12 protein-coding genes are annotated in these 14,355 nt (G+C 73.0%); 10 read left to right on the forward strand and 2 right to left on the reverse strand.

Annotated features, from left to right (window positions below):
• Positions 1-54 precede the first annotated feature (54 nt).
• From A2U95_RS21820 to A2U95_RS21860, 9 genes are all read left to right on the forward strand, one after another.
• A complete protein-coding gene (locus A2U95_RS21820) occupies positions 55-1,152 on the forward strand; it encodes an IS110 family RNA-guided transposase (RefSeq protein ID WP_466238056.1) in 1,098 nt (365 codons plus the stop codon).
• A 32-nt stretch (positions 1,153-1,184) separates the two neighbouring features.
• Complete coding sequence (pcaDC, locus tag A2U95_RS21825) at positions 1,185-2,468, forward strand: bifunctional 3-oxoadipate enol-lactonase/4-carboxymuconolactone decarboxylase PcaDC (RefSeq protein ID WP_166025884.1); 1,284 nt, start codon at positions 1,185-1,187, stop codon at positions 2,466-2,468.
• A 36-nt stretch (positions 2,469-2,504) separates the two neighbouring features.
• The gene (locus tag A2U95_RS21830) at positions 2,505-3,140 is read left to right on the forward strand and encodes an MBL fold metallo-hydrolase (protein WP_166025886.1); all 636 of its coding nucleotides are present in this window, start codon (positions 2,505-2,507) and stop codon (positions 3,138-3,140) included.
• Positions 3,141-3,213: 73 nt separating this feature from the next.
• Positions 3,214-3,993 (forward strand): exodeoxyribonuclease III, encoded by a 780-nt coding sequence (locus tag A2U95_RS21835; protein ID WP_166025888.1) that lies wholly within the window; start codon positions 3,214-3,216, stop codon positions 3,991-3,993.
• Between the two features lie 67 nt (positions 3,994-4,060).
• The gene (locus tag A2U95_RS21840) at positions 4,061-4,534 is read left to right on the forward strand and encodes a DUF6278 family protein (RefSeq protein ID WP_166025890.1); all 474 of its coding nucleotides are present in this window, start codon (positions 4,061-4,063) and stop codon (positions 4,532-4,534) included.
• A gap of 289 nt (positions 4,535-4,823) precedes the next feature.
• Complete coding sequence (locus A2U95_RS21845; RefSeq protein WP_166025892.1) at positions 4,824-5,579, forward strand: amino acid ABC transporter ATP-binding protein; 756 nt, start codon at positions 4,824-4,826, stop codon at positions 5,577-5,579.
• Positions 5,580-5,661: 82 nt separating this feature from the next.
• Entirely contained in the window at positions 5,662-6,567 is a 906-nt protein-coding gene (locus A2U95_RS21850; RefSeq protein ID WP_240957586.1) for a glutamate ABC transporter substrate-binding protein, read from the forward strand.
• 1 nt (position 6,568) lies between these two features.
• Positions 6,569-7,213 carry an amino acid ABC transporter permease gene (locus A2U95_RS21855; protein ID WP_166025897.1) on the forward strand — a complete coding sequence of 215 codons (645 nt, stop codon included), beginning with the start codon at positions 6,569-6,571 and terminating at the stop codon, positions 7,211-7,213.
• A complete protein-coding gene (locus tag A2U95_RS21860) occupies positions 7,210-8,100 on the forward strand; it encodes an amino acid ABC transporter permease (RefSeq protein WP_166025898.1) in 891 nt (296 codons plus the stop codon). The genes A2U95_RS21855 and A2U95_RS21860 overlap by 4 nt, the downstream gene beginning before the upstream one ends.
• 176 nt (positions 8,101-8,276) lie before the next feature.
• Here A2U95_RS21860 and A2U95_RS21865 read toward each other — a convergent pair whose 3' ends face one another.
• Positions 8,277-9,053, reverse strand: a complete 777-nt coding sequence (locus A2U95_RS21865) for a hypothetical protein (protein ID WP_166025900.1) — start codon at positions 9,051-9,053, stop codon at positions 8,277-8,279.
• A 318-nt stretch (positions 9,054-9,371) separates the two neighbouring features.
• Here A2U95_RS21865 and ggt point away from each other — a divergent pair, with 318 nt between their 5' ends.
• Complete coding sequence (gene ggt, locus A2U95_RS21870; RefSeq protein WP_166025902.1) at positions 9,372-11,171, forward strand: gamma-glutamyltransferase; 1,800 nt, start codon at positions 9,372-9,374, stop codon at positions 11,169-11,171.
• Positions 11,172-11,236: 65 nt separating this feature from the next.
• On the opposite strand, the gene A2U95_RS21875 is transcribed toward ggt, so the two are convergent.
• On the reverse strand, positions 11,237-13,942 hold the full coding sequence (locus tag A2U95_RS21875; protein WP_166025904.1) for an ATP-dependent Clp protease ATP-binding subunit: 2,706 nt from the start codon (positions 13,940-13,942) through the stop codon (positions 11,237-11,239).
• Positions 13,943-14,355 lie beyond the last annotated feature (413 nt).

Below are 14,355 nucleotides of genomic sequence, written 5' to 3' on the forward strand. Positions count from 1 at the left end.
CGAGCAGGCCGGTGCCATCCACCCTGCATCTCACATAGCGGGAGGCGAACCATCATGACGGCCCGACAACGCAGCACTTTCTCGAGCACGGATCCTCCCATTCGGCGCGAGGTTGTCCTGGGCGTGGACACCCACGGCGAAGTCCATGTCGCGGCCGTGATCTCTCCGCTGGGAAAGATCCTGGGCACCGAGTCCTTCCCGGCGACGGCGGTCGGCTACCGTCAGCTGCTCGTCTGGGCCCGCAAGCGGGGCACGGTGCGCCGGGCCGGCGTGGAGGGCACCGGCACCTTCGGTGCGGGTCTGTCCCGCTACCTGCTGGCCCAGCGCGTCCAGGTGTTTGAAGTGAATCGGCCCGACCGCACAGCCCGCCGTCTGCTGGGGAAGTCGGACCCGCTCGATGCGCAGGCTGCCGCACGGGCCGTGCTCAGTGGCCGCGCCCGGGCCCGGGCGAAATCCGGTGACGGTCCGGTGCACAGCGCCCGGATCTACAAACTTGCCAAGGACTCCGCGGTCAAGGCCCGCACCCAGGCGATCAACCAGCTCAAGGCCGTCCTGGTCATCGCCGACCCCACCCTCCGGGAACGGCTGTCCAGCCTGGGCAACGCCGAGCTGTTCCGCACCTGCGCGACCCTCGGCGCGACCGCCGGAGGGGGAGACGAGGACGCGGTAGCCCAGGCCACCCACATGACGCTGCGCATGCTCGCCGAACGCATCGAACAGCTCACCGGACAGATCAATGAGCTCAACCAACGCCTGACCCGGCTCGTCGAACGTCACGCCCCACAGCTGCTCGTGCCGGTAGGCATCGGTCCGGACAGCGCCGTCACTCTCCTGATCACTATGGGGGACAATCCCGAGCGGCTGAACACGGAGGCGTCCTTTGCTGCCCTTTGCGGAGTCAGCCCCATCGAGTACTCCTCCGGGCGTCGGAGAACGCGCCGGCTCAACTACGGCGGCGACCGGCAGGCCAACGCCGCCCTGCACCGCATTGTCTTCACCCGCCTGCGCCACGACCCGCGCACCCAGGCGTACTACGAACGCCGCACCCAGGAGGGCAAGACCCGACGTGAGATCATCCGATGCCTCAAGCGATATACAGCCCGAGAGGTCTTCAACCTGGTCAGACCGGCTTCCCACACCCCTGCGTTATAGGGGCGTCCGTGAGACGTGAGAGGGTCTGACGCGTGAGTGAGACACCGCCGAACACCCTGCAATACCGCTTTGACGGGCCAGAAGAGGCCCCGGTCCTGATCCTGGGTCCCTCACTGGGTACCACATGGCACATGTGGGACCGCCAGGTTCCGGAGCTCGCCCGGCAGTGGCGGGTGCTCCGATGGGACCTGCCCGGGCACGGAGGCGCCCCCGCCCACCCGGCCGGCTCGGTCGCCGAGCTGGCGGCCCGGCTGCTGGTCACGCTCGACGGTCTCGGCGTGCACCGCTTCGGCTACGCCGGCTGCGCCCTCGGCGGCGCGGTCGGACTGGAGCTGGCGCTGCGGCACCCCGAGCGGGTCGCCTCCCTGGCGCTGGTCGCCGCCTCGCCGCGCTTCGGCACCCCCGACGAGTTCCGTCAGCGCGGTGTGGTCGTCCGCAGCAACGGGCTGGAGCAGATCGCCCGTTCGTCCCCGGAACGCTGGTTCACCGGCGGCTTCGCGGCGGCCCAGCCCGCCATCACCGAATGGGCCGTGCAGATGGTCCGCACGACGGACCCCGGCTGCTACATCGCCGCCTGCGAGGCGCTCGCCGGGTTCGACGTGCGCCCCGAGCTCGGCCGGATCGGCGTGCCCACGCTGGTGCTGGCCGGGTCCGACGACCGGATCACCGGACCCGCCGAGGCCCGCACCCTGGTCGCCGGCATCCCCGACGCCCGCCTCGCCGTGGTCCCCGGCGCCTCCCACCTGGTACCGGTGGAACAGCCCGCCGCCGTGACGGACCTGCTGGTCCGGCACTTCTCCAGCGCGTGGGCGGCCGGCCCCGCCGGACCCGCCGGGCCGGTCCCCGCGTCGGTCACCCAGGGGGTGACCCGCCCCCGTGCCATGCCCATCGCCGAGCTGGCCGCCGCGCCGGCCCCGCCTGGCCCCGGGGGCCCGGACGACCTCTACGACTCCGGGCTGAAGGTCCGCCGGGAGGTCCTCGGCGACGCCTACGTGGACCACGCGCTGGACGACGCCGACGACTTCTCCGAGGACTTCCAGGACTTCGCCACCCGCTACGCCTGGGGCGAGGTGTGGAACCGCCCGGGCCTGGACCGGCGCGCCCGCAGCTGTGTCGCCCTGGGCGCCCTGGTCGCCGGCGGCCACTGGGAGGCGTTCGCCGCCCACACCCGCGCCGCCCTGCGCAACGGCCTCACGCCCGCCGAGGTCCGCGAGGTGCTGCTGCAGACCGCGGTGCACTGCGGACTGCCCGCGGCCAACCGGGCGTTCACGATCGCGCAGCAGGTGGTGCACGAGGAGACCATGCCCCAGGAGTGAGCGGACCGGCGCGCCGCGGCGAGGCAGGATGGGGCCATGGAGTTCATCAAGAAGACCCATTCCTGCGTGCGCCTGGAGAAGGACGGGGGCGTCCTCGTCATCGACCCCGGCTCGTTCACCGAGGAGGACGCCGTCGTCGGGGCGGACGCCGTCCTGGTCACCCACGAGCACCCCGACCACTTCGACGAGGGCCGGCTGCGGGCCGCGCTGGAGGGGAACCCGGCCGCCGGGATCTGGACCCTGGCCGCCGTCGCCGACAAGATCTCCGCGGCCTTCCCCGGCCGGGTGCACACGGTCGGGAACGGCGACACCTTCACGGCGGCCGGGTTCGACGTCCAGGTCCACGGCGAACTGCACGCGGTGATCCACCCGGACATCCCGCGGGTCACCAACGTCGGCTACCTGGTCGACGGCCGGGTCTTCCACCCCGGTGACGCGCTCACCGTGCCGGAGGGTGCTTCGGTGGAGACCCTGCTGCTGCCGGTGCAGGCTCCCTGGAGCAAGATCTCCGAGGTGATCGACTACGTCCGGGAGGTCAAGCCGCAGCGCGCCTACGACGTGCACGACGCCCTGCTGACCGATCTCGCCCGGCCCGTCTACGACCGGCAGATCGGCGCCCTCGGCGGCGCCGAGCACCTGCGGCTCGCCCCGGGCGACTCGGCCCGCCTGTGACCCGTCCGGAGTGAGGCGGACAGTCCCGCCCGTCCCTCGCGGGACTGTCCGGCCCAGCGGGTAGCGTGGGGCCATGCGCATCGCCACCTGGAACGTGAACTCGATCACCGCCCGCCTGCCGAGGCTGCTGGCCTGGCTGGAGAGCAGCGGCACGGACGTGCTGTGCCTCCAGGAGGCCAAGGTCGCCGAGGAGCAGTTCCCCTTCGAGCCGTTGCGCGAGCTGGGCTACGAGGCGGCGGTCAACGCCACGGGCCGCTGGAACGGCGTGGCGATCCTCTCCCGGGCCGGCCTGCAGGACGTCGTCAAGGGCCTGCCGGGCGGTCCCGGGTACGAGGGCGTGGAGGAGCCGCGCGCGATCTCGGCGACCTGCGGTCCGGTCCGCGTCTGGTCGGTGTACGTGCCCAACGGCCGGGAGGTCGGGCACCCGCACTACGCGTACAAGCTGCAGTGGTTCGAGGCGCTGCGGGCCGCCGTGGCCGGCGACGCGCGGGGAAGCCGGCCGTTCGCCGTGATGGGCGACTACAACGTGGCCCCGGCCGACGAGGACGTGCACGACGTCGCCGCGTTCGAAGGGCTGACCCACGTCACCCCCGCCGAGCGGGCGGCGCTGGCCGCGCTGCGGGAGACGGGGCTGGAGGACGTGGTGCCGCGGCCGCTGAAGTACGACCGGCCGTACACGTACTGGGACTACCGCCAGCTCGGCTTCCCGAAGAACCGGGGCATGCGGATCGACCTCGTCTACGGCAACCGGGCGTTCGCCGAGGCGGCCAAGGACGCCTACGTCGACCGCGAGGAGCGCAAGGGCAAGGGCGCGTCCGACCACGCCCCGGTCGTCGTCGACCTCGACGTCTGACGCGCCGGAGGGGCCCCGTCCGCGCGCCCCGTGGTCAGGACGCGGGCCCGGTGCCAGTCTGGGAGGCATGAACATCCCCTTCCTGGACTACTGGCGCAAGAGGCACGGTGCTTCCCGGGGGACGGCGGTGCTGGTGGGGAGCGGACCGGCCCTCGGCGCCGGCGAGGCGACCGGCCCGGCCGCGGCCGGGCCGGTCGCGGAACTGCTCGCCGAGTGCGAGCTGCTGCGCGCCCACGCCGCCGGGGAGGGCGTCGAACTGGACGACTCCCCGGCGTCCCTGGAGGCGCTCGACCAGCTCGCGCCGAAGTGGCGGGACGACGAGGAGACGGTCCTGCGGCTGGGCAACGACGCGGGGCTCTACCTGGGGACCGTGGTGGTCCGCACGGTGCCGGGCGCGGTGTGGGAGATCTGGCCGAACGGCCTGCCGGTGGTGCGGCTGGCGTCCGGCCGCGAGATCGACGTCGTCACGGCGGGGCGGGCGTGGGCGGCGGACGGCGCGCCCGAACTCTGTCACGTGTACGCGGAGGCCGCGGAGTCCTAGTGCCCCGGTCCGGGTGCGTGATCCCGAGCCCGGGGGCGGACCCGGGCGGCCGGTCGACGAGGTGTCGTGAGCCCCTGGCACGCCGTCACCCGGCGGCCGGGAACCGCTCGTCGGCCACCGGCGTGCAGCACTCCTCCAGCACGGTGGTCCTCGTCCCGTCCCGCCCGGACCTCGCGCCCGCCCCGCCGCAGGGGGCGGCGGTGTCCGAAGTGCGTGTCTACGTCACATATCGGATGGTCCCGGATAGTTTACGGAACCTACGACACGGCGATGAGCAATGGGGCTGGGCATGGCCTTCGATCCTCTGATCGAGCCTTTGATCGAACTGCGCGACGTCAACAAGCACTACGGCGACCTGCACGTCCTCCAGGACATCAACCTGACCGTCTCCCGCGGGGAGGTGGTCGTGGTCATCGGGCCGTCCGGGTCCGGCAAGTCGACGCTGTGCAGGGCGATCAACCGGCTGGAGACCATCGAGTCCGGCGCCATCCACCTGGAGGGGCGGCCGCTGCCCGACGAGGGCAAGGCGCTCGCCCAGTTGCGCGCCGAGGTCGGCATGGTGTTCCAGTCGTTCAACCTCTTCGCCCATAAGACGGTGCTCCAGAACGTGTCGCTCGCCCAGGTCAAGGTGCGCCGCCGCAGGCGCGAGGACGCCGACCGGCGCTCGCGCGAGCTGCTGGAGCGGGTGGGACTCGCCGCCCACGCCGACAAGTACCCGGCACAGCTCTCCGGCGGCCAGCAGCAGCGCGTGGCGATCGCCCGCGCCCTGGCGATGGAACCCACCGCGCTGCTCTTCGACGAGCCGACCTCCGCGCTCGACCCGGAGATGATCAACGAGGTCCTGGAGGTCATGCGGCAGCTCGCCCGCGAGGGCATGACCATGGTGGTGGTCACCCACGAGATGGGCTTCGCCCGCTCCGCCGCCAACCGCGTGGTCTTCATGGCCGACGGCAGGATCGTCGAGGACCGCCCGCCCGAGGAGTTCTTCACCGACCCGCGCAGCGAGCGGGCCAAGGACTTCCTCTCCAAGATCCTCAAGCACTGACCGGGGGCGCGCCGTGACCGACCACGCCCACCGCACCCCCGCACCCTCCCGCACCCGCCCCCGCGCCGCCCGCACCGTCCGCGTGCTGCTCGCCGCCGTCCTCCTCCTCGCCGCGGCCGCCTGCGGCAAGGACGGCAGCCCTCCGGTGAAGGGCCCGGCCCAGGACGAGCTGCCCACCTACCAGGTGAACGAGGACTTCCGGCTGCCCGGGTCGCCGACGTGGCGGCGCGCCGAGCGCCGCGGGTACTTCGTCGTCGGGGCCAAGGAGGACCAGCCGTTCCTGGGGGAGAAGGACCCGGCCTCCGGCGGGTACACCGGCTTCGACATCGAGATCGCCCGCATGATGTCGGCCTCGCTGGGCCTCGACCCGGACCGGATCCGGTTCAGGACCATCGCCTCCGCCAACCGCGAGACGGCGCTGCAGAACGGGCAGATCGACTTCTACGTCGGCACCTACACCATCAACGACAACCGCAAGAACCTGGTCGGCTTCGCCGGGCCGTACTACATGGCCGGCCAGGGACTCCTGGTCCGCAAGGACGAGGAGGACGTCAAGGGCCCCGGGGACCTGGACGGCAAGCGGGTCTGCTCGGCCTCCGGATCCACCCCCTACCAGCGGATCAGGGACGAGTTCCCGGAGGCGGAGCTGGTCGCCTACGACTCCTACTCGATCTGCGTGGACAACCTGCTGACCTATCAGGTCGACGCCGTGACCACCGACGACGCCATCCTCATCGGCTACGCCGCCAAGGTGCCCGAGGAGCTGAAGGTGGTGGGCAGGCCCTTCTCCGAGGAGCCCTACGGCATCGGCGTCCCCAGGGAGGACGACGCGCTGCGGCTCGCCCTCGACGACGCCCTGGAGGAACGGGAGAGGAACGGCGACTGGCGGCGGGCCTACGAGGCCACTCTCGGCCTGTCCGGCGTGCCGGCGCCCGAGCCCCCTCCCATCGACCGTTACCCGGCGGGCCGAGCGAGGACCGGAACCTGACGTGAACGTACTGACCGACAACTTCTCCACCTACGGCGAGGGCTTCCTCGGCACCGTCGAGCTCACCTTCTTCGCCTCCCTGCTCGCCCTGGCGCTGGGCTTCGTCATGGCCTCCTTCCGGGTCGCCCCGGTCGGATCGCTGAGAACCGTCGGCACGGTCTGGGTGACCGTGCTGCGCAACACCCCGCTGACCCTGCTGTTCTTCGCCGTCCTGCTGGGCCTGCCCCGCTTCGGCCTGGTGCTGCCCTTCAACGTCTTCGCGGTGCTCGCGCTGGGCTGCTACACCTCGGCCTTCATCTGCGAGGCGCTGCGCTCGGGCATCAACACCGTGCCGCGGGGACAGGGGGAGGCGGCCCGCAGCCTCGGTATGACCTTCGGCCAGACCCTGTCGAGCGTGGTGCTGCCGCAGGCCTTCCGCACCGTCATCCCGCCGATCGGCTCCACCCTGATCGCGCTGGCGAAGAACTCCGCCATCGCGGGCGCGTTCAGCGTCACCGAACTGCTCGGCACCTACAGGACGCTGGGCGAACTCGGCTACGACGTCATCTGGACGTTCATCTGGATCGCCGTCGGCTACCTGATCATCACCCTCGCCATCAGCGCGCTCTTCAACGTGCTGGAGCGCAAGTGGGGAGTGCCCCGATGACCGCGAAAGCGCCCGCCACCACCGCCCTCTACGACATCCCCGGCCCCAGGGCCCGCGCGCGCCACCGCCTCTACGGCGCGGGCGCCTCCCTGGTGATCCTGGCGCTGCTCGGCTGGCTGGTGTACCTGCTGGTGGACACGGGTCAGTTCGAGGCCGCCAAGTGGGCGCCGTTCCAGTACAAGGGCATCCAGGAACTCCTGCTGCGCGGCCTCGGCAACACCCTCAAGGCGTTCGCCCTCGCCGCGGTGCTCTCGCTCCTGCTCGGCGCGCTGCTCGCCGTCGGACGGCTCTCCGAGCACCGGGCGCTGCGCTGGGTCTCCACCCTGGTGGTGGAGTTCTTCCGGGCGATGCCGGTACTGGTGATGATCTTCTTCGTCTTCGTGGCGCTCGAGGTGCGGCCGCTGCCGGCCCTGGTCGCCGGGCTGACGCTCTACAACGGCTCGGTGCTGGCCGAGGTCTTCCGCTCGGGCGTCAACGCGGTGGACCGCGGCCAGCGGGAGGCCGCCTACGCGCTCGGCATGCGCAAGACACAGGTGATGACGTACGTCCTCGCGCCCCAGGCGGCGCGGGCCATGCTGCCCTCGATCATCAGCCAGCTGGTGGTCGCCCTGAAGGACACCTCGCTGGGCTTCCTGATCACCTACGAGGAGTTCCTCCACGCCGGGAAACTCATCGCGTCGAACCTTGACTATGATTTGCCGTTCATCCCCGTGGTCATGGTGATCTCGCCGATCTACATCGGGATGTGCATGGTGCTCTCCTGGTTCGCCGGGTGGGTCGCCCGGCGCCAGCGGCGCAGTCCCAGGACCGAGGCCGTCGACACGGCCCCGGTCCCACCGGGACCGCTGCTGCCGGGCGAGGCCCCGCCCACGGCCGACAGGCCGTAGGGGGCGGCGGCTCACAGGGCTCCCCTGGATCCGCCCGGCGGCAGCCGGAGATCACTGCTCGCGCGGTGGCGGACCGTCCACAGGACGGTCGGTCCCGGACGGGGAGAAGGTCAGCTGCGCGCCGGCCGGGTCCGGACCCGGCCGCCCGGCACCGGACCGTTCGGGGCGCTTCCGCCTCAGGAACCCGCCCGGTGCCTGGGCTGCGCCTGCGCCTGGAGCGGCTTGGCCTGGGGCGCCGACTGCGCGGCCTTGGTCACATCGCCCACCAGTTCGACCATGTCGGCGCCGTAGGCGGCCGAGTTCACCACCTTGAGCAGCAGGACGAACGATCCGCCGTCGTACTTGCGCGCCAGCTTCTCGTGGTGGCGCGCCAGGTAGCGGGTGGCCGCCTGGTTGGTGACGGCGCGCTGGCCGCAGAAGAGGAACACCGGACGCGCCGCCCTGCCCTGGCCCGCCGTCAGCCGGGCCAGCAGCACGTACTCCTCCTTGCCGGGATCCATCCGGTACCGCTCGGAGCCGATCCGGAACGCCCCGCGGTCCGGGCCCGCGTCCGGCTCCACGGTGATCCGCACGCCCGGCAGCAGCGAGTGCAGGTGCGCAGCCAGCCGCCGGTTGGCGCCGGGGCCGCCCACGCAGAACTCGGTCCGCCCGCCGAAACTCTGCTGCGCCGCGTCGTGCGGCACCAGCTGGGCGTGGGCGCCGCACTCCTTGACGACCGCGGCCAGTTCCAGCAGGGCGAAGACGTCGTGCCGCACCACGGTGAGCTCCGGGCCGGCGCCCGGGTCACGGTTCACGACCAGCAGCGACTCCGCGTTGTCGGGCAGCCCGAAGAAGGCCTGCCTGCGGCGGAGCCGGCGGTCGGCGAGGCGGCCGCGGAGCAGCCAGCCCAGTGCCGTGCCCGCGCACAGGGCGACCACGGAGAGCGTGACGAACGACAGTGCGACGGTATTCATGGGCGCGCAGCCTATCGGGCACCCGTCGCACGCCGGAGTGCGCATCTGAAATGTCCACGGCAAAAAGGAGTCCGGGGGCCGGTGGTCCGTTCCGGACGCCCGTCCGCGCCCGTCCGGCCCTCCGTCGGGGCGACGTCCGTTCCGGGACGAACCCCTGGCCGGTGTTCGTCCCTGCATTCGAGCGCGCCTCTGAAATGTGCACGGCAATCCGGGCTAGGCTGCGGCGATCACCGATGACCGGAGGTAAAGGTGCGTCCTTCCGTCACACCCCTGCCCGTCACACGGAACGAACCCCGGGCGCCGGGAGCGCGCCGGGCGATGAAACCGGCGGTGCTGGCCGTCTCGGCCGCCCTCCTCTGCTCCCTCACCGTCGCCGCCCCGGCGCAGGGTTCGCCGGCCGGGCGGCCCGGCCAGGCGCCCGTCAAGACCCCGGTGGCCACCGGGTACGGCGGCGCCGTCTCCAGCGTCGACCCGGACGCGACGGCGGCCGGGCTGGAGATCCTCAGGAAGGGCGGCAACGCGGTCGACGCGGCCGTGGCCACCGCCGCCGCCCTCGGCGTCACCGAGCCCTACTCGGCCGGTGTCGGCGGAGGCGGCTACTTCGTCCACTACGACGCGCGGTCGCGCACCGTGCAGACCGTCGACGGCCGCGAGACCGCGCCGCTGAGCGCCGGAAGCGACCTGTTCCTCGAGGACGGCCGGCCGATCCCGTTCGCCGAGGCCGTCACCAGCGGGCTGAGCGTCGGCACCCCGGGCACCCCCGCCACCTGGGAGGCCGTCCTGGACCGGTGGGGCAGCAAGCGGCTCGCGACCGTGCTGGCGCCCGCCGAGCGGCTGGCCCGCGACGGCTTCACCGTCGACGAGACCTTCCGCGCGCAGACCGCCGCCAACGAGGCCCGCTTCCGCACCTTCCCCGACACCGTGGAGCTGTTCCTCCCCGGCGGGCGGCTGCCCGTCGTGGGCTCGACCTTCAAGAACCCGGACCTGGCGCGCACCTACGCGCGGATGGCCCGGCAGGGCACCGGGGTCATGTACCGGGGGCCGATCGCCGAGGACATCGTCGAGACGGTCAACCGCCCGCCGGTGGCCCCGGACACGGACCACCGGGTGCGGCCCGGCGAGCTGACCGGGCGGGACCTGGCACGGTACCGGGTCACGAGGCAGGCGCCCACCGAGGTCGGCTACCGGGGCCTGAAGGTGTACGGCATGGCACCGTCGTCCTCCGGCGGCACCACCGTCGGCGAGGCCCTCAACATCCTGGAGAACACCGACCTCTCCCGGGCGACCGAGGAGCAGTACCTGCACCGCTTCATCGAGGCGAGCCGCGTCGCCTTCGCGGACCGGGGCCGCTGGGTCGGCGACCCGGCCTTCGAGGACGTGCCGACCGGGGAACTGCTGTCGCAGGAGTTCGCGGACTCCCGCGCCTGCCTGATCAAGGACGACGCGGTGCTCACCAGCCCCGTAGCCCCCGGCGACCCCCGCGACCCGAAGCCCTGCGCCCTCGGGGACGAGGCCGCGCCGACCACCTACGAGGGCGAGAGCACCACCCACCTCACGGTCGCCGACAAGTGGGGCAACGTGGTCGCCTACACGCTCACCATCGAGCAGACCGGCGGCAGCGGCATCACCGTGCCCGGCCGCGGCTTCCTGCTCAACAACGAGCTGACCGACTTCTCCTTCGCCCCGGCGAACCCGGCCGTCCACGACCCCAACCTGCCCGGCCCGGGGAAGCGGCCGCGGTCCTCCATGTCGCCGACGATCGTGCTGGACGGCAAGGGCAGGCCGGTGCTGGCACTCGGCTCGCCGGGCGGCGCGACCATCATCACCACCGTGCTGCAGACCCTCACCGGCGTGGTCGACCGCGGTCTGCCGCTGGTCGACGCCATCGCCGCGCCGCGCGCCAGCCAGCGCAACGCGGCCCGCACCGAACTGGAGCCCGGCCTGTACGACAGCGCGCTGCGCGGCCGGCTCGAGGCCCTCGGGCACGTGTTCAGCCGCAATCCGGAGATCGGCGCCGCCACCGGCGTGCACCGGCAGCCCGACGGCCGCTGGACCGCGGCCGCCGAGACCGTCCGCCGGGGCGGCGGGTCCGCCATGGTGGTGCGGCCCGCCGGCTGACGGGCCCGCACTCGGGGAACCCCGTCCTGACCTGCGTCCCCGGGGCGCGTCCCCGGGGACGCGGGTCAGGAACCCGTTCCGCCGGAGCCGCCGAACGGCGCCTCCGGCGGGGCGTCCTGGGCGGTGGCCGCCGTCGAGCCGCCGTCCTCCACCCGGAAGGCCGGACGGTCGTCCGCGCCGACCTCCACCGTCACCCGGCCGCCCGTGGACAGGCGGCCGTCCAGCAGCATCCGCGACAGCTCGTTGTCCACCTCGCGCTGGATGGTGCGGCGCAGCGGGCGGGCGCCGTACTCCGGCTGGTGGCCGTGACGCGCCAGCCAGTCCACCGCCTCGTCGGTGAACCGCACCGTGACGTCCTGCGCGCGCAGCCGCCGCCGGGTCCGCTCCAGCATCAGGTCGGTGATCTGCCGCAGCTGGACGTCGGTCAGCTGGCGGAACACCACGATCTCGTCGATCCGGTTGAGGAACTCCGGGCGGAAGTGCTGCCGCAGCGGGCGCAGCACCTGCTCCCGGCGGGCCTCCTCGTCCGCCGCCGCGTCCGCGGCGGTGAAGCCCAGCGTCCCGCCGCCCCGGACGATCGCCTCCGAGCCCAGGTTGCTGGTCATCACGATCACCGTGTTGGTGAAGTCCACGGTGCGGCCCTGGGAGTCGGTCAGCCGCCCGTCGTCCAGCACCTGGAGCAGGATGTTGAAGACGTCCGGGTGCGCCTTCTCCACCTCGTCCAGCAGCAGCAGCGAGTACGGGTGACGGCGGACCACCTCGGTGAGCTGGCCGGCCTCCTCGTGCCCGACGTATCCGGGCGGGGCGCCGACCAGGCGGCTCACCGTGTGGCGTTCCTGGTACTCGCTCATGTCGAGGCGGACCATCCGCTCCTCGCTGCCGAACAGCGCCTCGGCCAGGGCCCGCGCCAGCTCCGTCTTGCCGACGCCGGTCGGGCCGAGGAAGAGGAAGCTGCCGATCGGCCGGTCCGCGCCCGCCAGGCCCGCGCGGGCCCGCAGCACGGCGTCCGACACCGCCTTGACGGCCTCGTCCTGGCCCACCACCCGGTCGTGCAGGTGCTCCTCCAGGTGCAGCAGCCGCTCCTTCTCCTCGGTGGTCAGGCTGGACACCGGGATGCCCGTCTGCCGGGAGACGACCTCGGCGATCGACTCCACGGTGACCACCAGGTTCTGCCCCTCGTCCGGCTGCTCCTCCTGGCCGGCCGCCTCGATGCGCCCGCGGACCTCCTCGATCCGGTCCCGCAGCCGCATCGCCTCCTCGTACTGCTCGGCGGCGACCGCCTGGTCCTTGTCGCGGGTGAGCTGCTCGGCCTCCCGCTGCAGCGCCCGCACGTCGGTGCGCCGGCCGCGCGACCTCAGCCGGACCCGCGCGCCGGCCTGGTCCATCAGGTCGATCGCCTTGTCCGGCAGGAACCGCTCGGTCAGGTAGCGGTCGGACATCTCCACGGCCGCCACCAGCGCCTCGTCGGTGTAGCGCACCTGGTGGTGGGCCTCGTACCGGTCGGCGAGGCCGCGCAGGATCCCGATCGCGTCGGCGACCGACGGCTCCGGCACCATGACCGGCTGGAACCGGCGGGCCAGCGCGGCGTCCTTCTCGATCCTGCGGTACTCCTCCAGCGTGGTCGCGCCCACCACGTGCAGTTCGCCGCGGGCCAGGGCCGGCTTCAGGATGTTGCCGGCGTCCATCCCGCCGCCCTCGCCGCCGCCGCCCGCGCCGACCACCGTGTGCAGCTCGTCGATGAAGACGACCAGCTCGTTGGGGTGCGCGCGGATCTCGTCGATGATGCCGTTGAGCCGTTCCTCGAAGTCGCCCCGGTAGCGGGTGCCGGCCAGCACCCCGGACACGTCCAGGGCGACCACGCGGCGTCCGGCGAGCACGTCCGGGACGTCGTCGTCCGCGATCCGCTGGGCGAGGCCCTCCACGATCGCGGTCTTGCCGACGCCCGCGTCGCCGATCAGCACCGGGTTGTTCTTGCCGCGCCGGGAGAGCACCTCGACGGTCTGCTCGATCTCCTCGTCGCGGCCGATCACCGGGTCGATCCGGCCCTGCCGGGCCAGGTCCGTGAGGTCACGCCCGAACTGGTCCAGGTAGGGCGTGTTCATGCCGTGCTGCGGCTGCTCGGGGTGGCGGGCCGCGGCGGTGCTGCCGGAGGGACCGCGCCTGCCCGCCGGGGAGGACGGGTCCTGGCCCTCCGGCGGGGGAGTGGGGGTGAAACGGGCCGTGCTGAGGATGTGCCCGGCCGCCGAGTCGGGGTTGTCGGCCAGCGCGCTCAGCACGTGTTCCGGACCGATGTAACCGTCGCCGCGGCTGCGGGCCAGCTCGTGCGCGTCCAGCAGGGCGCGCTTGACGGCGGGCGTCATCACCACCGAGGCCGGCGGCGCCCCGTCCCCGACGGGGGCGGCGGAACGGCTGTCGATGTCCGCGGCCAGCTCGTCCGGGTCGGCGCCCGCCCGGGCGATCAGGCTCCGCGTGGGCTCGATGGCCAGGGCCGCGCGCAGCAGGTGCTCCGTCTCCAGGTCACGGCTGCCGTGCTCGGCGGCGTAGGCGGCCGCCGCGCGGACCAGGTCCTGGGCGGGGCGGCTCATCAGGCGGCCGATGTCCACCCGGCGGGGAGGCGAGCCGTCACCTCCGCCCCGGCCGCCCTGCGGCGCGCCGCCGGAGCCCCTGGCGGAGGGGGAGGGCCCGAAGAGGCCACTGCTGAACAGGCGTGCGAAGAATTCTGCGAAGGGGTCCGAGCCGTAGCCCTGCGGACCCGGGAATCCGCTGGTCATCAGCCATCCGTTTCAGCGCGCCCCCGGCATCGCGCGGGCGCACGAGGTCGACGGTCCGTGCGCCCGCCGGGTGCCCCTGAGGCAGGGCGCTACACCTGGGACGAACGGGGCCGCCCGCGCCGGCCGTCACGGTCCGCGCGCGGGGGACCACGCCGCGCCCTGGCCGAAAACTCCGCGTAGCACCGGCGTAACACGGCTGGTGTTCGCTTCGGAACCGGGCAGTGCCGGTCCACGGGCGGCAGGGGGAACACGGCATGGCGGCGGAACAGCTCCCGGCGCGGGTCCGGGACTTCGCGCGGTACCTCGGCGGCCTCCTCGGCCGCCTCGACCAGCGGGCCGGCCGGTCCGGCGTCCTCCTGCGGCGCGACCCGGAGGGCATGCGCGCCTGCCTGGAGGGACGCGAGGTGCCGCCC

Source organism: Streptomyces chilikensis (genome assembly GCF_001642695.1).
GTDB classification, from domain to species: domain Bacteria; phylum Actinomycetota; class Actinomycetes; order Streptomycetales; family Streptomycetaceae; genus Streptomyces; species Streptomyces chilikensis.

Coding starts and splice junctions, on each gene's coding strand:
- A2U95_RS21820 (WP_466238056.1), top strand. CDS start 55: ATGACGGCCCGACAACGCAGCACTTTCTCGAGCACGGATCCTCCCATT.
- A2U95_RS21830 (WP_166025886.1), top strand. CDS start 2,505: ATGGAGTTCATCAAGAAGACCCATTCCTGCGTGCGCCTGGAGAAGGAC.
- A2U95_RS21835 (WP_166025888.1), top strand. CDS start 3,214: ATGCGCATCGCCACCTGGAACGTGAACTCGATCACCGCCCGCCTGCCG.
- A2U95_RS21840 (WP_166025890.1), top strand. CDS start 4,061: ATGAACATCCCCTTCCTGGACTACTGGCGCAAGAGGCACGGTGCTTCC.
- A2U95_RS21845 (WP_166025892.1), top strand. CDS start 4,824: ATGGCCTTCGATCCTCTGATCGAGCCTTTGATCGAACTGCGCGACGTC.
- A2U95_RS21860 (WP_166025898.1), top strand. CDS start 7,210: ATGACCGCGAAAGCGCCCGCCACCACCGCCCTCTACGACATCCCCGGC.
- A2U95_RS21865 (WP_166025900.1), bottom strand. CDS start 9,053: ATGAATACCGTCGCACTGTCGTTCGTCACGCTCTCCGTGGTCGCCCTG.
- ggt (WP_166025902.1), top strand. CDS start 9,372: ATGAAACCGGCGGTGCTGGCCGTCTCGGCCGCCCTCCTCTGCTCCCTC.
- A2U95_RS21875 (WP_166025904.1), bottom strand. CDS start 13,942: ATGACCAGCGGATTCCCGGGTCCGCAGGGCTACGGCTCGGACCCCTTC.